Source organism: Porcincola sp. LCP21S3_C12 (assembly GCF_052118625.1).
In the GTDB taxonomy this organism is placed as follows: domain Bacteria; phylum Bacillota; class Clostridia; order Lachnospirales; family Lachnospiraceae; genus Porcincola.
The window spans coordinates 1-16,053 of the sequence record NZ_JBQKGW010000007.1 but is presented as its reverse complement, the minus strand read 5'-3'; the positions used below and the strand labels follow the sequence as shown (position 1 = coordinate 16,053).

Here is a 16,053-nt window from a genome sequence, read left to right as displayed (position 1 = left end):
CTCCGCTCAGTTTATCCCATCGCTGTCCGCCGAATCATCCGCAATCGGAGCCTCCGACGACTGATCAATCGGAACCATGGGCACCTCCGTCTCCTCGCTGTCGGCATCGTACACCTCTGTTCCCTCCGTCCAGGACTCTGTCCCGGAAAGATCAAGATTCGCGCCGTCCCCGATAAACGGGCTTCCGGCTCCGCCCATGATGCCTTCCGGCAGCGTCTCCGTCTCCAGGCTGCCTTCCTCGTCCAGATTCACATCGCCCGTGGCGGTATCATCATTGTAGGCGACCGGCATGCCTTCCTTCAGGCTGTCCGACGGCTGACAGATATAGTCATCCGCATCAAGGCCGCTCTTCACCTCGGTTTTCTGCTGGTCCTTGTCTTCCTCACCCAGCTCTACCTTCCGCTTTTCAAGCGTGTTATCGTCTGATGCCGCCCAGACATAGGCATTGCCATCGGCATCCTTTGCAAAATAGTAATCATCAAGCCAGATCCCCGGTTTCTGGTCAGCCTGCCCAAGATCCTGCTCAATATAGACATGTTGTCCGAGCATCAGGCCGTCGGAGGATTTCAGTTCCACATAGAACGGATAGTTGGTGGAGCTGTTACCGCTGCTGTCCTGGTCCGAATATCCGGAATTGCTGTCGGCGCTGCTGTCGCTGCCCTGATCGGCCTTGATCTGCATAATTGCCCCCTTCCAGATGGTGGATGCATCCACCCTGGAATGCACCAGGACCTGTTCTCCAACGTAGATCGAACCAATATTCTGCTCATTGCATGACGCCTTGATCCGGTACGTTCCGACCTTGAGAAGCGTAATGTAAGCGGAGGAGTTTCCGGAATCCGTGGAATCGACCTGCGAATCCGAGTCCCCGGAAGCTGCGCTTTCGTTGATCGTCTTGACAACCCCGTCGATATCCGAGGTCACCGTCGAGTTCTCAATCTGTTCATTGATACTGTCGATCTTGGCCTGCTTGGACTTGAGCTCAAGTTTCTGCTGCTTGAGGTTGTTCTCTTCCTCCAGTGCCTGCAGCTTTTTTTCCGGTGTATTGGCAGATGCAAGCTGCTTCTCCAGCTCCTTTGCCTTCGCTTCCGACACGTCGACCGAATTCTGAAGCCGCTCGAGGTCAATCTTCGCCTGTTCAAGTTTGTCCTTCATTGATTCGGTATCATAACGAAAGAGCCTGTCCCCCTTTTTGACCTCATCGCCTTCCTGAACATAAGTCTCCGCTACCTTCCGTCCGCTGGCGATGCTGTATTTTTTGGTTTCCTGCGGTTCAACCTTCCCGGAGAACTTCTCAATCAGTCCGTCCCCGCTTCCCAGATTCGCAAGTGTCCGCACGCTGTCAAGGTAGACGGCGTTCGGATCCGTGGAGGACACCCTGCCTCCCGCATTTTCCGTCTCATCTTCCCTGCTGAGGGCCGGAATCACCTTTCCAAGATATTCGTTTGTAAATGTCTGAAGCTTTCCTGTTCTGTAGAGCCCGTATCCGGTTCCCGCGACAGCAGCTACGATAACCAGTGTGACAATTGCCTTCTTCATCGACATGAACCTGCCTTTAATCTCCTGTCTTCGGCTTCGTGTAAACGAGCCTGATCCGTTTCCATCTTACGGCTGATCTGTGACAGAAACGTGAACAACATACTGTTATATCTACTTTTATCGATATTGACTTTCCAAAACGCATTCAGTACAATGTTTTCATGAAAATACTGAAAAAAACCAAATTCATACCTGCAGTGTTGTGTACCTGCGCCGCGGCTGTGCTTGTCTGCGTCGGGATTGCCCGGCATGCCCATCGGCTGAACGCGCCCGAGAAGGCTGTCCGGGACAGTCTCATGCTGATTGAACAGCAAGGCAGCAAGGACGCCGCTGACCTTTTTGCCCCTTCTGCCTCTGGTGCCCAGAGCGCCTCTTTCTCCGATCTGTCTGACACCGGCAGGGAAGCGCTTCGCGCCTATTTCTCCGGGTTTTCTTTCCGCATCCTGGACAGTCACATCGATGGTGAAACCGCAGCGGTCGACGTGGAAGCGACCGGCTTTGACGCGGACGCACTTGCCAGCTCAATCCGGAAAACACAGCTTCGCCAGGAATACAACGAAAAGCTTTCCGATGACGAAAGCACTCTTTCCAGTGACGGACAGGAAGATCAAATCTACACCTTGATGAAAAACGTCCTCTCTTCCGGAAGCTTTCAGAAAACAGCGACCAGAGAAACGATCCATCTTACAAAAAACAAGGGAGACTGGACCATCGTCTCTGACAGTGCACTCCGCACACTTCTGACAGGAGGACTGATTGAAAAGCTGAATGATCCGGACCTTCTGAGTCCGAACGACGTTCTCTCCGTTTACCTTGACCGCTACAAGACCCTGTCTCCTCAGGAATGGGCAGAAGAACTGAACTCTCCGGACCTCTTTCAGATCTCCTCACAGGACAGCGAAAAACTGAATGATCTTTATTATCAGAAGGCTGCAGATGTATTCAAATACACGATCGAAGAGGTGCGGACAGAAGGCAGCGTCGCACAGGCTTCCATTCAGGTTACGGTTGTCGACATGTCTTCCGTTCTCTCCTCATACCACCAGAAGCTTATTGACTATGCGAAGACAACGGACTCCATCACGGCCGATGATTCAGCTCTCTCCGGTAAGAGCGTCTTGCTTTTGAGAGAAGCCCTTGAGGAGAACGCTGACCCGAAAACCGTTCCTGTCAGCATTCGTCTGGAAAATCGTAAGAGCGGCTGGCAGATTGTGGATACCTCCGGTCTGACGAATGCCCTCCTCGGCGATATGACCGCAGCCGCTGATCTCTTCCATGAAAGCTGATCATACGCCGGTCCGGCCGTCTGCACAAGAAACAGCTCTGCAACAGTCTGATTGCCTGGCCTTTTCTGACCGTCAGCGCAGGACATCCTTTCTCCGAATCATCTCATCGATCCTGTCAAGGTAGCTTCTCACATCCTTGACATTCTCAATCCGCTCGATCCTTCCGCCGGGATAGATCACCTTGGTTGACCCCGAAGCGCCGAGTGCCAGAATGCTCTGAACCTCCTCCATAATCAGAATATTGTAGATCCCCGCATGTCCGGGTTTTGCATAACCGACATTCTCAAAATTGCCGGCCATATTCTTCTGCCTGTACAGGTAGTACGGCGTCATCCCCAGTCTCCGGCAGGTCTGATGCGCACGCTCCATAATCTCATCTGACGCCCGGAAGGAAATGGATTCGTACTCATCCATATGGAGCGCCAGACGCGCTGCCCGCTTCAGTGCGAGCGCATGAACCGTGATGTCATCCGGATCCAGCCGTTCCAGCGCGCACATTGTCCGGTCAACCTCCTCAGGCCCCTCTCCCGGAAGTCCGACAATCAGATCCATGTTGATGTTGTCGAACCCCATCGATCTGGCAAGCCTGAAAGCCTCCTCTGTCTGCTCCACCGTGTGTTTCCTGCCGATCAGATCCAGGGTTTTCTGGTTCATCGTCTGCGGATTGATGGAAATCCGGCTGACACGGTGCTTTTTCAGCACCGCAAGCTTTTCCTCCGTGATCGTGTCCGGTCTTCCCGCTTCCACCGTGAACTCCAGCACCCGATCCATGTCAAAATGTTCCTCCAGCGCACTGCAGACCCTTTCCAGCTGCTGCGCGGTCAGCGTTGTCGGAGTGCCTCCGCCGATGTAAACCGTCTGCAGCTCTCTCCCTGGGAAACACGGCCGCTCTGCATGCCTTCCGCAGGCCGCCATCTCATGGATCAGCGCATCGACATAATGGTCCGATTCCTTCTGCCAGACTCCGATCGTTCCGGACGAAAATGAACAGTACAGGCAGATGCTCGGGCAGAATGGGATTCCGATATACAGGGAATATCCCCTCTCCGGATGGATGTTTCTTAAAATCCTCTGTTCTCTCGAGGCGATGGAAACCGCAAGCCTGGCCTTCCGGGTACTCACAAGATACTCAGCCTGAAGGTCCGCTTCTGCGGATGCCTCATCCTGATCATTCTCAAGAAAGGCAGATGCCAGCTTCACCGGTCTGATTCCTGTCAGATCTCCCCATGGAAGCGTCCTGCCCGTCAGCGAAGACAGGCAGTCGTACAGGCAGCGCTTGAGGGCATTCTTGACAGACAGCCTCTTCTGTGCCTCCGGCAGCTGTGTCCGCGTCAGGCCTTCCATCAGCTGCCCGGTCTGCAGTTTCTCTCCGGCTTCTGCTGTCCGCCTGACCAGCAGATGGTCCGCCCTCCTGGCTTCAACCGTGATGTTCCTGCCTGAAATTGTGACCTCGATTGTCAGCTGCCCCTGTGTAATTGTTTCTCCTGTCCGACCTGGCACCCGTTCCCCCTGGCAGAGCCCTGACACATCGTCATAATCTCTGTCCTTCTGAGATGCCGGATCGGAGACGCTGACAGGGATCCCCTGAAAGAACGCGATTACCAGCGTATAGACATCGTATTCATAGCTTCTGTCGTTCAGGATGATCCTGACCTTCTTTTCTTCTGTCATCTGATTCCTGCCTGTCCAGTCCCCGGTTCCATTGTCCTGCCATCGGGCTTCTCCGCCTTCATACTCCCGACGCCCTGCACTGCGGAACCTTATCCCGCCTTTATCTGCCCGCAATCCATTTTCTACCTGTTCACGTATGGGTTGTACTTCCGCTCATGTCCGATGCTGGTTCTGCCTCCATGGCCGGGCAGAACTGTCACATCGTCCGGAAGTGTCATCAGTCTCTTGACGGAGGCGATCAGTGAGAGCGTGCTTCCTCCAGGAAAATCCGACCGTCCCACAGACTCTTCAAACAGCGTATCCCCTGAAAACAGCAGCTTCTCCTGCGGAAAATAATAGCAGGCGCTTCCCACCGTGTGTCCCGGCGTCAGCAGAACGGTCGCTTCTGTCCCCAGAATCTTTATCTTCTGTCCGTCCAGGAAGAACAGATCAGGCTCAATGGTTCGCGGATGCCCGAACATGGAAGAAAGATTGTAATAGATGGACTCGCAGAACTCTTCTTCCTCCTTCGACACATAGCAGAACAGTCCGTATTTCCGCTTGAGGTCGCTTACTGACCCTATATGGTCGTCATGCCCATGTGTCAGCCAGATTGAAACCGGTTTTGCCTGATGATCGTCAAGCCATGAAATGATGTTCTCCACGCCGTCTGACGGATCAATGATCAGACATTCCTTTGTCTCTGTATTCATCACCAGATAGGTATTGGTCGGAAGCTGCCCCAGCTCCAGACAATCTACAGTCAATCCTGCCATCCGTTCACTTCCTCCTGTCACAGCCTCATGAAACAGCAAAAAGAGCGTCCGCATCTGCGGGCGCCCCTTCCCTTCTTTCCTGCCATCATTCGATCTCTTGTCTCAGCCGGTTGAGCGCTCGATGTCAATCACCGAATCCACCTGTCTGATCTTCTCAATGAGTTCACGGAGCGCTGCCTTTCCGGGAACCTGAAACTCAAAGGTGATCGTTGCAAGCCCCTGCCTGTTTGTCCGGGAGGTAACCCCCTGAACGTCGATCTTCCGCTCCGTCAGAATCTTTGTGATGTCGACCAGAAGTCCTGTCCGGTTGTGCGCGAAGATTCGGATTTCCGCCATATACAGTTTGTTTCCGTCTCCAGTTCTTGCATCATCCGCCCACTCGACATTGATCAGCCTGGACCGCTCAGACTGCGGCAGGTTGACAACATTGACGCAGTCTGTACGGTGAACTGTAATACCGCGCCCGCGCGTGATGAACCCGACAATCTCGTCTCCCGGAACCGGGCTGCAGCACTTTGACAGCCTGACTGACACATCGTCAATCCCGTGAACAATGATCCCGCTTTTGGACCGCGTCACCTTCCCGGCTTCCCTCTGGCTGCTGCCACTCAGAATGTCGGCATCTGTCACCTGATTGCTGTGATCCTTTGAATAGCATTCCTGAAGCTTGTTGACAATCTGTCCTTCCTTCAGTCCGCCATGACCGACAGCCGCCAGGACGGAATCCCAGTCGCGGAACCCGTACTTGGAAGTCGCTGCCTCCGTGTAATCAGGCCTGGTCAGTTCGGAGTAGTTCAGCCCCTTCGCTCTGCAATAGTTCTGGAGTGCCTCTTTCCCGCGCTGGATATTGTCTTCCTTGCGTTCCTGCTTGAACCACTGATTGATCTTGTTCTTTGCCTGCGTGCTCTTTACAATCGAAAGCCAGTCGCGGCTCGGCCCCTTCGAGTTGGCAGACGTGATGATCTCGATCCGGTCTCCATTCTGAATCACATAATCGATCGTCACCAGCTTGCCATTGACTCTCGCACCAACCATCCGGTTTCCAACCGCAGAGTGAATGCTGTAGGCAAAATCGATGGGCGTAGATCCATTTGGAAGCGTCTTGACGTCCCCCGCGGGTGTGAAGCAGTAGACATTCTCATTGAAGAGATTCAGATCACTCTTGAGCAGCGATAAAAATTCCTTGTTGTCCGACTCCTGCTGCCATTCAAGAATCTGGCGCAGCCAGTTCATCTTCTCCTCTTCCTGCTGCGGAGAGGTCTTCCTGCCGTCGGAGGCTTCCTTGTATTTCCAGTGTGCCGCGATACCATATTCAGCGACACGATGCATTTCAACCGTCCGAATCTGAATCTCAAACGGAGAACCGTTCGGGGCGATCAGCGTCGTGTGCAGCGACTGGTACATATTCTCTTTCGGCATCGCGATGTAGTCCTTGAACCGGCCAGGAACCGGCTTGTACATCTCATGGATGATTCCGAGCGCCGCATAGCAGTCCGGGACAGTGTCCACAATGATGCGGACTGCAAACAGGTCATATATCTGGTCGATGGTTTTATTCTGATTCACCATCTTCTTATAGATGGAAAAGAAATGCTTCGCGCGGCCGTACACCTCCGCCTTGATGCCGGCTTCCTTCATCTTCGCCGAGACATCCTTCACGATTCCGTTGACGAAGGCCTGCCGCTCAGAACGCTTCAGCGCCACCTTCTCCACCAGGTCGTAGTAGACATCCGGCTCCAGATACTTCAGAGACAGGTCATCCAACTCGACCTTTACCTTGCTGATACCAAGGCGCTGTGCAATCGGGGAGTAGATATCCAGCGTTTCCCTGGCTTTTTCCTTCTGCTTCTCGGGCTTCATGTACTGAAGCGTCCGCATATTGTGAAGGCGGTCCGCCAGTTTGATCAGGATGACCCGGATATCCTTGGCCATTGCCAGAAACATCTTCCGAAGGTTCTCAGCCTGCATCTCCAGTTTGTCAGCCGAGTAGGACAGCTGTCCCAGCTTTGTGACGCCATCGACCAGAAGCGCGACTTCCTCTCCAAACTCCTTGCGGAGCTCGTCGAGCGTCATGATCGTGTCTTCCACAACGTCATGCAGAAGTCCGGCCGCGATCGTCTCCTTGTCCAGTTCCAGATCAGCGAGGATGATGGCCACGCAGAGCGGATGAATGATATACGGCTCCCCCGACTTCCGCTTCTGGTTTCTGTGCGCCTCATCCGCCACGCGGAACGCCTTTTCCACCAGTGTGATATCATCAGAGGGATGGTATTTGCGGATGCTTGCGATCAGTTCTCTGTACAGATCGTCCGGACTGGTAAAGTCCTCCATCGTCTTCGGTCTGGCATCCGCCTGGCGGATCAGCATCCGGTCATTGTCGTTCTCTGAAGGCGCAGAAATGCCCGAAGGCTGTGTCATCTTCCGGTCACCAAGCCCCAGCGGGACCACGACCTTCTCTTTCTGTCCTTCCGGCATCTTTCCCGGAACTGCAACTTTCATCTTTTCTTCCGCCATATACACCTCAGGCTTCTTCACCCGCCATCACCGATGTCTGTATTCCCTGCTCTCCGCGTCCTGAAACCTGTCAGGCACCTCAGGCACCTGCATAGCGGATCACGGACTCTACATCGTATCCCTCAAGATTCTTTCTGCCGTTCAGGCCGGCAAGCTCCATCAAAAATACACACCGGTCGACCTTTCCGCCAAGCCGCTCGATCAGCTTGATCGCAGCGGCCACGGTGCCGCCTGTCGCAATCAGGTCATCCACGATCACAACGCGCTGTCCCGGCTTGATTGCATCCTTATGGATCTCGATGGTTGCCTCACCGTACTCCAGATCGTATGTCTGCTCGATCGTCTCGCATGGCAGCTTCCCTTTCTTGCGGACCAGAACAAATGGCTTGTGCTGGTTATAGGCAATCGGCATCCCGAAGAGAAACCCTCTCGATTCCAGCCCGACCACGACATCGTACTCATCAGGATCGCCGCACAGCTTCTGCATCTCGTCAATCGCCAGATGAAGACCGTCTGCGTCCTGCAGAACGGATGTGATATCACGAAACATGATTCCCTTTTTCGGGAAATCCGGTATGGTTCTTACGTAATCTTCGACTTTCTTCATGAGAACAGCCCCTCCACTGCCTGCCATAGTTTTTCCAGTAATGTCTGCCGCCCGAAGGCCGATTTCTCCTCACAGCCATCAGACAGATAAACACGGAGTTCAGTATATCATTCGAATATCTTCCTTGCAAGGATGGTCCAACGCTCTGATTTCCTGTCTTTTCAAACGCATTCTTAATTTAATCTTTAATTAGCTTTCGTTTTCAGAATGCACATCTGTTTATACAAACTTTCCATAAATGTTTAAACAGCGCCTTTTTATTTGAGCAGTTCTATAATTGACGCTCCTAATTTCTTATGTTAGTATTTTGAAAGGCTTCATCAAAAACATTGCCGGGTATCCGGCAGAGGCAAGAACAGGCAAAGGGGTGTGTTACATGGTTAGTCAGAAAATCAGCAAAACTCGTGAAGACGGGATCGGGGAAATCATTCCGCAGATTGTTCAGACGGCATGTGCGTTTAAGAGCGTGATCACATTCGAAGTGAATGACAAGCATGTGAATGCAAAGAGTATTATGGGTGTTATGGCTCTCGCGAGCCAGAATGCACCGCAGCTTCAGGTCACGGCCGATGGTGAAGATGAGGCGGAAGCTGTACATGCAATTGTCGAACTGATCAGCTGACAAAAAAGTGCTTGACAATCAGCGCTTCCAGCAGTAGTATACATTCTGTTGTCACGAAATGTGTGCGTAGCTCAGCTGGATAGAGCGTCTGGCTACGGACCAGAAGGTCGCGGGTTCGAATCCTGTCGCGCACGTTGTAAAGAGACGTCTGTTATCACACAGATGTCTCTTTTTTTGTTGTATGTTTTTTTATTCCCCGGAGCAGCACCCATTGACAGCCTGCTCCGGGGAATCTTTTCTGCCTACAGTCTCTTTACCACAATGTTTCTCAGCAGAGAGCCGTATTTGTTTCTCACGGCTGCCGTAAGATATCCGAGCTTCAGGCAGTTCTCCATGCTGTACGGATTTTTCGGGGAGACCGTTCCGACCGCATAGTGGAATCCTCTTCTCCTCAGTTCCTTCTCCGCTTCCATCATCAGCATCCGCTGGATGCCATGTCCTCTGTACGCTGGCAGGACGGCAGCTGATTCCATATGTGCCGTGAACGGAAGTTCTCTGTCCGGAAGACCTGCATCTCTTCCAAGGTTCTCCGGTCCATCCCCCGGGATATGTACAATCAGAAAGCCAACCGTTCCGCCGTCACAGTCTGCAAGCTCCGTAAAGCCCTGATCTTTGATATGCCGGCGGACAAACTCCTCGTCATCTGTCACATAGGTTTCCGGGTCCTCGAGATTCTCCGCGACCGTCTCCATAATGTCCACAATGGAGGCAGCGTCCTCCTCCATCGCTGTCCTGATTGTAATGTGAGTCATAAAGTCTGCCTTTCGTTACGCACTCTCCGCAGCTGTTTCGTTTCTGAAGTCAGATTTCTTTCTGCCGCCTGTCGATATGAGAATCAGCATCGCAAATACTGCCGCGAATCCGACTGCATCGTATATGGTAAACCGGCCTCCGAAGATGGTATAGGTAATGACAGCCGCCGTAACCGGTTCCGAGAAGCCGTACAGGATCGCTTTGTCCGGCCCGATCATGGACACTCCCGTCATGTAAAAGGTAAATGCGAGAACATTGCCGACCAAAACGACAAATGCAATTCCAAAAACGCCTGCCGGAGCAGGTGTATAATGGAAGGTCCATGGGCGGAAAAGGACAAAAAAGGATGCTCCTCCAATCAGAAATGCCCACGTCTGGAGTACCGCAATCGGATACCTGTCCATAAAGGACTTCGGCACTTCATTATAAAGGGTGACCATCAGTGCACAGCCGACGCCGGTCATGACAGCCCTCGGCGATACCGGTACTGAGTCCAGCCGGCCATGTGTCGTGATGAGAAGGACGCCGGCCAGTGCCAGGACAATGGCCACCGTTTCCCGCGGTTTCGGTTTTCGTCTGGCTGTGAGGCAGGCCCAGGCAAGGATGAAGATCGGCGAAAGATCCTGAAGAATCGTGGCTGCCGCGGCACTTGACCACTGAATCGTCTGGAAATACAGATACTGGCAGATACAGACCCCTGCCGCGTAAGTCAGGATCTGCCACACATCCTGAGCAGCCGCAAAGACCTCAAACAGCTTGTCCCGGTGCCGGATCAGGCAGTACACAAACAGAATGATGCCGGCAAGCCCCAGTCTGTATGGAACCAGCCAGCGGCTGTCCATTCCCTGATAGCGAAAGAGATACTGCCCCATCGAACCGCTCAGTCCCCAGCAGATTCCGCCGCCTGTGGCAAGAACCGCGCCCGCAAGCCCTTTCTCTGCTCTCTTTCTCTGATCCCCTGCTGCCTTGTATTCTGCCTTTTGCAATCTTGCCCGTTCCATAAATATCCAGTCTCCGCGGTCATCTTGTGTTCCGTACTCGATGATGAGCGGCCGCCTTCACAAAAAAAGCCGCGGGATTTCCCGCGGCCCTTCTCTGCGACATCCATCGGCTGCAGATTAAAGTGCAATCTGTCCCTTCACATCATCGTTCAACACATAGTAGGCTGTATTGTCATCTGTGTTGACGTACAGGCTGACCTTCTTCAGCTCGGCTGCCTTTCTCCCGAACTTCTCCGTCCAGTCCTTCTTTGCCTGATCCATCAGGTCACTGACCAGGATGTCCTTTCCGGCATACTGTACGGAAACGGACTCCTCCGGAGCTGCCGCCTTCTCTGCCGCCTTTTTCACTGCAGCTGTCTTCTTCTCTGCCTTCTTAACCGCAGTCTCTGCTGCAGCCTTTGTCTCCTCAGCTGCCTTCTTCACAGCAGAAGCAACAGCTGTCTTCGTCTCCTCAGCTGCCTTTTTCACATTCTCTGCTGCCTTCTCAGCCTTTGCAAGTGCCGGCTTTTCAACAACCTTCGCTGCAGTCTTATCGCCCGCCGCTTCCTTCACCTCTGCTGTCTGTACCTCTGATGCCCTGGCTGTCTTCTCTGCAGCAGTCCTGCTCTCTGCTGCTTTTACAGCCTTGGAAGCGGATGACTTTTTCTGAACATTTCTCATAACTGTACTCCTCCTGAAACATAAAATACAATGAAGCTGTTCATTGTCATGCGTTCACAATCGGCATCATACAACGAAACTGAAGCAAGTTCAAGCCTGCTTCCTACAAAATAAGCCTGGAATCGCCCATTTTACAGCAATTTCTGGTATAAACGAGTCCCCTCAGAGCGTCATGTGGGCCTTTCCCGCTTCCGCCTGCTTCTGCAGCTCTCTGCGGATCAGGCGGTTTTCCTCGCGCTCCAGCGCCGGATCCTGCGTCAGAATTTCTCCCGCTGCCTCAGAGGCCTCCTGCATGATCCCGGCATCCTGATACACATCTGCAAGAAGAAACGAAAGCTCCCCGCTCTGTTTCAGGCCGAATAGTTCCCCGGGTCCCCTGAGTTCCAGGTCCTTCCTGGCAATTTCAAATCCATCATTGGAATCCTTGAGAATCTGCAGCCTCTTCCTCACAGCATCGCTTTCACTGTGATGCATCAGGATACAGTAAGACTGATCTTTTCCTCTGCCGACCCGTCCCCGGAGCTGATGCAGCTGCGCCAGCCCGAACCGTTCACAGTTTTCGATCATCATGACGGTCGCATTCGGTACATTCACGCCGACCTCCACAACGGTGGTTGAGACAAGGACCTGGATCTCTCCGTCGAGGAACCGCTGCATGACAGCATTTTTCTCCTCATTCTTCATTCTTCCATGCAGATACTCTACCCGGATATCAGGCAGGTATCGTGAAAGTGCCGCCCGGAGCGTGTCTGTATAATCAATGACATTCTCCGCCTCTATCTCTCCACTCCCGGATTCCTCCACCATCGGGCAGATCACATACGCCTGGTGGCCCTCCTTCACCTGTGACGCAATGAAGGCATATGCCTTCGGCCGGTAAGACGGGTCGACAACCGCATTTTTCACCGGAAGCCGCTCGGAAGGACGCTCGCTGATGACCGAAATATCGAGGTCCCCATACAGAATCACCGCGAGCGTCCGCGGGATCGGAGTTGCGCTCATGACGATGGCATGCGGCATCTCTTCCGCTTTTCCGGACAATGCCTCCCTCTGACCGACACCAAACCGATGCTGCTCGTCCGTCACAACAAGCGCCAGATTCCGGAACTGGACGTTCTCCTGGATCAGGGCATGCGTTCCGACAACAACCTGCGCTTCTCCGCTCTCAATCAGCCCGCAGGCTTCCCGTTTTTCCCTCGCCTTCAGGGAGCCAGTCAGCAGAACCGCCCTGATCGGCAGCCCGGCCTGCTGCACCAGCTTCACAAAGCCGTCATAATGCTGCCGCGCAAGAACCTCTGTCGGAGCCATCATGGCCCCCTGCATCCCCGCAGCCGCTGTCTGGACCAGCGCCAGGAATGCGATGATGGTCTTTCCGCAGCCCACATCCCCCTGGACAAGTCTGGCCATCACCTTCTTTTGAGAAAGCTCCTCCGAAATGACCTCCCAGACCTTCTTCTGGGATGCTGTGAGCTGATAGGGAAGCGACCGGATCACCGTATCCGTCTTCTGAGTTTTCGGAAGCATATAACTGTGTGTCTGCGCCGTCCTTCGCTCCCGCAGCTGTTTCAGCAGCAGAATGAAATTGAAGAATTCCTCAAAAACCAGACGATGTCTGGCGTCCTGAAGCTGATCCTTACTCTGCGGAAAATGAATGGCCCGGATGGTTTCCCGAACAGGAGGCAGACTGTACCTTTCCCTGATCCACTCCGGAAGCGGATCCATTGAAAAATCAAGCGGATCTTCTCCAAGAAGCACCTGTCGAAGTGCCTTGCGAAGTGAATGTTCCGACAGACCGGCCGTCAGCGGATAGACCGGCTGCAGACTCTTCTGCAGCAGCGCATAATCGCACAAATCATAGACCTTCGGCTGAAGAAGATAAAAGCTGCGCCCTTTCGCTTTGATCTGTCCCCGGAAGATATAGGTTGTCCCGGGATGCACCTGGCTTCTCATGAACGGCATGTTGAACCAGGTGACGTCCAGCGTATCTCCGTGCGAACGGATTTTTCCTGTCACAATCCTGAAGTTCCGGAGATAGCGGACGGACAAGGCCGCCTCCACGTGTCCTTCTACAGCTACAACTGTCCCGTCGTCTCCGGCAGAGAGAGCGGAAAGCTCCACCGGGTTCTTCATTTCATCATATGCCCTGGGATAGTACCGGATGAGATCGCCGACCGTACGGATGCCTGCCTTCTCATAAACAGCGGCACTCTTCGGTCCGATTCCTTTGATCCTTGTGATGGGCGATGTCTCCTGCATATGCTCACGCTCCTGTCTTCGTCCCCTTCAAAAAGAAGACACAGGCCTTTCGCCTGTGTCTTCCCTGGAAAAACGATCTTCTGGTGCCTCCGGGCACGCTCTCTAAGTCTTTACTCCACAGAAATAATGTAGTAGTAGATCGGCTGACCGCCTGCATTGACCTCGACGTCACAGTCCGGAAACGCCTCACTGAGCTTCTCCCCCAGCGCCTGCGCCTTCTCCTCCGACATCTCTTTTCCATAGTAAACGGAAATAAGCTCAGAGTCGCTGTCGACCATCTTCTTCAGGGACTCGACCGCCGTATCATCGACTTCCTTCCCGACTGCGATGATGCCATGATCCCCCACGCCCATAATATCTCCGCTGTGGATGACATTGTCGCCAATCCGGGTATCCCGGACTGCATAGGTCAGTTCAACCGTCTTGACCGCAAGAATCTCTTCTCTCATCGCGGTCTCGTTTTCCGCAGGTGTCTTGTCCGGCATGTAATCAATCATCGCCGTGATTCCCTGCGGGATGGTCTTTGTCGGAATCACGATGATCTTCTTGTCATGGATCAGATTCTGAGCCTGCTGTGCCGCCAGAATGATGTTCTTGTTGTTCGGCAGGATAAAAACCGTGTCAGCGTTTACCTTTGCCACAGCATTCATCACATCCTCCGTGGACGGATTCATCGTCTGCCCGCCTTCGATCAGGCAGTCCACTCCGAGATCACGGAAAATGCCGCCAAGCCCTTCTCCGATGGAGACGGCAACAAAACCGACATCCTTATGTGGAGCAGGCGCCGCCTCACCCGCAGCGGCTTTCTCAGGAGAACTTCCTTTTTCGTCTGGCTGCGATGCTGTCTCCGGCTCTGAATCCTCCTCCGGATTCTTCAGTGCCTCCTCCAGCTCCTTTTCATCAAACAGATGGAGCGGATAAACCGGCCGGTCAATATTGTTGATGACATGGATCCGCGACATCGTGCCGTACTCTGTTGCCTTCGTCAGCGCGGCCCCGGGATCATCTGTATTCAGATAGACCTTCAGTCCCTGATCACAGCGCTCCGCGGCAACATCTGCACCGATGGATTCCAGGAAACCGACAAACTTCAGCCGTTCTTCCTTTGAGATATGCTTCGAGCAGTTCAGGATATACTCTACCCTGTAATTGAACCTGCGGACCTCTTCCTTCTCCTCTTCCTCCTCGATTCCGAGGAAGCCGTTCAGGCAGCCCTTCAGAATCTGGACAAGTCCCTGTCCGCCGGAGTCCACAACCCCCGCTTCCTTCAGAACCGGCAGCATCTCCGGCGTCTGATTCAGAACTTCATCCATATAACAAATGGTCTGACTGAGAAGATCGCCGATCTCGATGTCCGGATTCTCCTCAACCAGCTCGCAGGCCCTGGTCGCACCGCCCCGCGCAACCGTGAGGATGGTCCCCTCCTTCGGTTTCATGACAGCCTTGTACGCCGTCTCAACCGCCTTCTGGAACGCAGCCGCCGTGTTTCTCGGCGTGATCGCCTCCTCGTTCCGCCATACCTTGCTGCATCCGCGGAACAGCTGGGACAGAATGACACCCGAGTTGCCTCTCGCCCCCCTCAGGGAACCCGAGGAAATGGCCTTGGAGACTGTCTCCAGCGTGACGCTCTCCAGGCCTCTCACTTCATCCGCCGCCGACTTGATGGTCAGGGACATATTCGTTCCGGTATCTCCATCCGGGACAGGAAACACGTTCAGTTCATTGATCCATTCTTTTTTTGATTCAAGATTTCTGGCTCCGGCAAGAAACATCTTCGCCATCAGCTGCGCATCTATTGAATTCGTACTCAATGTGAAATACCCTCCGAAGGGCAGAATGCCCTGCTCCTTATCAGTCGATGACTCTGACTCCTTCCACATAGATGTTGATCCGCTCAACCTCCATGCCTGTGAACGACTCCAGCTTGTACTTGACATTGCTGATAAGGTTATCCGCAACCGCGTGGATTCCTACCCCATAGGAAATGATCACATGAAAATCGAGCGTGATCTTTTTCTCGTTCACGTGAACGCTGATCCCATGCCCGAGGCTGTCACGGTTGAGGAGCTTGACCAGGCCATCCTTCATATTCACGCTCGCCATACCGACGATTCCGAAGCACTCCACAGCAACGGAGCCGGCATATGTCGCGATGACGTTTGTATCGATGACGATCGATCCTAGTTTGTTTTCCATTCGAACGCTCATAGGATACCTCCAGACTCTATAATCACAGTCATTCTACCAGAATCAGCAATAAATGAAAACATCTAATTTCCGTGAATTGAAAAAGTAAATTCCAGTGCAGAAGTAAATTCTACTGCAACTTAAAAAGCTTTCTTTTTTTAATATTTCAGATGCAATTCCGTTCTGAGATGCATATAATTAG

General features: G+C 53.2%; 13 protein-coding genes and 1 tRNA gene. 3 read left to right on the top strand and 11 right to left on the bottom strand.

Going from position 1 to position 16,053, the window contains the following annotated elements; all coding sequences use genetic code 11:
• Positions 1-6: 6 nt before the first annotated feature.
• Positions 7-1,545, bottom strand: coding sequence for an efflux RND transporter periplasmic adaptor subunit (locus tag ACTQ1N_RS05305; RefSeq protein ID WP_441955342.1), 1,539 nt, complete (start codon positions 1,543-1,545; stop codon positions 7-9).
• Positions 1,546-1,835: 290 nt separating this feature from the next.
• Here ACTQ1N_RS05305 and ACTQ1N_RS05300 point away from each other — a divergent pair, with 290 nt between their 5' ends.
• Positions 1,836-2,825: a hypothetical protein gene (locus tag ACTQ1N_RS05300; RefSeq protein ID WP_441955340.1), complete on the top strand. Its 990-nt coding sequence runs from the start codon at positions 1,836-1,838 to the stop codon at positions 2,823-2,825.
• Positions 2,826-2,897: 72 nt separating this feature from the next.
• Here ACTQ1N_RS05300 and hemZ read toward each other — a convergent pair whose 3' ends face one another.
• The 4 genes from hemZ to ACTQ1N_RS05280 form a co-directional block, all read right to left on the bottom strand.
• Positions 2,898-4,496 carry a coproporphyrinogen dehydrogenase HemZ gene (gene hemZ / locus ACTQ1N_RS05295; RefSeq protein ID WP_441955338.1) on the bottom strand — a complete coding sequence of 533 codons (1,599 nt, stop codon included), beginning with the start codon at positions 4,494-4,496 and terminating at the stop codon, positions 2,898-2,900.
• A 122-nt stretch (positions 4,497-4,618) separates the two neighbouring features.
• Entirely contained in the window at positions 4,619-5,251 is a 633-nt protein-coding gene (locus tag ACTQ1N_RS05290) for an MBL fold metallo-hydrolase (RefSeq protein WP_441955336.1), read from the bottom strand.
• Positions 5,252-5,353: 102 nt separating this feature from the next.
• Entirely contained in the window at positions 5,354-7,618 is a 2,265-nt protein-coding gene (locus ACTQ1N_RS05285; RefSeq protein WP_441955533.1) for a RelA/SpoT family protein, read from the bottom strand.
• A gap of 226 nt (positions 7,619-7,844) precedes the next feature.
• Positions 7,845-8,372: an adenine phosphoribosyltransferase gene (locus ACTQ1N_RS05280; protein WP_277067223.1), complete on the bottom strand. Its 528-nt coding sequence runs from the start codon at positions 8,370-8,372 to the stop codon at positions 7,845-7,847.
• Positions 8,373-8,748: 376 nt separating this feature from the next.
• Here ACTQ1N_RS05280 and ACTQ1N_RS05275 point away from each other — a divergent pair, with 376 nt between their 5' ends.
• Both ACTQ1N_RS05275 and ACTQ1N_RS05270 read left to right on the top strand, forming a co-directional pair.
• Positions 8,749-8,994: an HPr family phosphocarrier protein gene (locus ACTQ1N_RS05275; protein WP_441955333.1), complete on the top strand. Its 246-nt coding sequence runs from the start codon at positions 8,749-8,751 to the stop codon at positions 8,992-8,994.
• Positions 8,995-9,054: 60 nt separating this feature from the next.
• Positions 9,055-9,128, top strand: a tRNA-Arg gene (locus ACTQ1N_RS05270).
• A 108-nt stretch (positions 9,129-9,236) separates the two neighbouring features.
• Here ACTQ1N_RS05270 and ACTQ1N_RS05265 read toward each other — a convergent pair.
• The 6 genes from ACTQ1N_RS05265 to ACTQ1N_RS05240 all read right to left on the bottom strand — a co-directional run bounded on the left by ACTQ1N_RS05265 (position 9,237) and on the right by ACTQ1N_RS05240 (position 15,872).
• Complete coding sequence (locus tag ACTQ1N_RS05265) at positions 9,237-9,746, bottom strand: GNAT family N-acetyltransferase (protein ID WP_441955331.1); 510 nt, start codon at positions 9,744-9,746, stop codon at positions 9,237-9,239.
• A gap of 15 nt (positions 9,747-9,761) precedes the next feature.
• Complete coding sequence (locus ACTQ1N_RS05260; protein ID WP_441955329.1) at positions 9,762-10,748, bottom strand: DMT family transporter; 987 nt, start codon at positions 10,746-10,748, stop codon at positions 9,762-9,764.
• A 117-nt stretch (positions 10,749-10,865) separates the two neighbouring features.
• Positions 10,866-11,408, bottom strand: coding sequence for a DUF6465 family protein (locus ACTQ1N_RS05255; RefSeq protein ID WP_441955327.1), 543 nt, complete (start codon positions 11,406-11,408; stop codon positions 10,866-10,868).
• A 162-nt stretch (positions 11,409-11,570) separates the two neighbouring features.
• Entirely contained in the window at positions 11,571-13,664 is a 2,094-nt protein-coding gene (recG, locus tag ACTQ1N_RS05250; protein WP_441955325.1) for an ATP-dependent DNA helicase RecG, read from the bottom strand.
• A gap of 110 nt (positions 13,665-13,774) precedes the next feature.
• Positions 13,775-15,544 (bottom strand): DAK2 domain-containing protein, encoded by a 1,770-nt coding sequence (locus ACTQ1N_RS05245; RefSeq protein WP_441955323.1) that lies wholly within the window; start codon positions 15,542-15,544, stop codon positions 13,775-13,777.
• On the bottom strand, positions 15,516-15,872 hold the full coding sequence (locus ACTQ1N_RS05240) for an Asp23/Gls24 family envelope stress response protein (RefSeq protein ID WP_154525827.1): 357 nt from the start codon (positions 15,870-15,872) through the stop codon (positions 15,516-15,518). The genes ACTQ1N_RS05245 and ACTQ1N_RS05240 overlap by 29 nt, the downstream gene beginning before the upstream one ends.
• Positions 15,873-16,053 lie beyond the last annotated feature (181 nt).

Excerpts from the sequence above, each read along its gene's own strand:
- ACTQ1N_RS05305 (WP_441955342.1), bottom strand. The coding sequence starts at position 1,545 with ATGTCGATGAAGAAGGCAATTGTCACACTGGTTATCGTAGCTGCTGTC.
- ACTQ1N_RS05300 (WP_441955340.1), top strand. The coding sequence starts at position 1,836 with ATGCTGATTGAACAGCAAGGCAGCAAGGACGCCGCTGACCTTTTTGCC.
- hemZ (WP_441955338.1), bottom strand. The coding sequence starts at position 4,496 with ATGACAGAAGAAAAGAAGGTCAGGATCATCCTGAACGACAGAAGCTAT.
- ACTQ1N_RS05290 (WP_441955336.1), bottom strand. The coding sequence starts at position 5,251 with ATGGCAGGATTGACTGTAGATTGTCTGGAGCTGGGGCAGCTTCCGACC.
- ACTQ1N_RS05285 (WP_441955533.1), bottom strand. The coding sequence starts at position 7,618 with ATGCTGATCCGCCAGGCGGATGCCAGACCGAAGACGATGGAGGACTTT.
- ACTQ1N_RS05280 (WP_277067223.1), bottom strand. The coding sequence starts at position 8,372 with ATGAAGAAAGTCGAAGATTACGTAAGAACCATACCGGATTTCCCGAAA.
- ACTQ1N_RS05275 (WP_441955333.1), top strand. The coding sequence starts at position 8,749 with ATGGTTAGTCAGAAAATCAGCAAAACTCGTGAAGACGGGATCGGGGAA.
- ACTQ1N_RS05265 (WP_441955331.1), bottom strand. The coding sequence starts at position 9,746 with ATGACTCACATTACAATCAGGACAGCGATGGAGGAGGACGCTGCCTCC.
- ACTQ1N_RS05260 (WP_441955329.1), bottom strand. The coding sequence starts at position 10,748 with ATGGAACGGGCAAGATTGCAAAAGGCAGAATACAAGGCAGCAGGGGAT.
- ACTQ1N_RS05255 (WP_441955327.1), bottom strand. The coding sequence starts at position 11,408 with ATGAGAAATGTTCAGAAAAAGTCATCCGCTTCCAAGGCTGTAAAAGCA.
- recG (WP_441955325.1), bottom strand. The coding sequence starts at position 13,664 with ATGCAGGAGACATCGCCCATCACAAGGATCAAAGGAATCGGACCGAAG.
- ACTQ1N_RS05245 (WP_441955323.1), bottom strand. The coding sequence starts at position 15,544 with ATGTGGAAGGAGTCAGAGTCATCGACTGATAAGGAGCAGGGCATTCTG.
- ACTQ1N_RS05240 (WP_154525827.1), bottom strand. The coding sequence starts at position 15,872 with ATGAGCGTTCGAATGGAAAACAAACTAGGATCGATCGTCATCGATACA.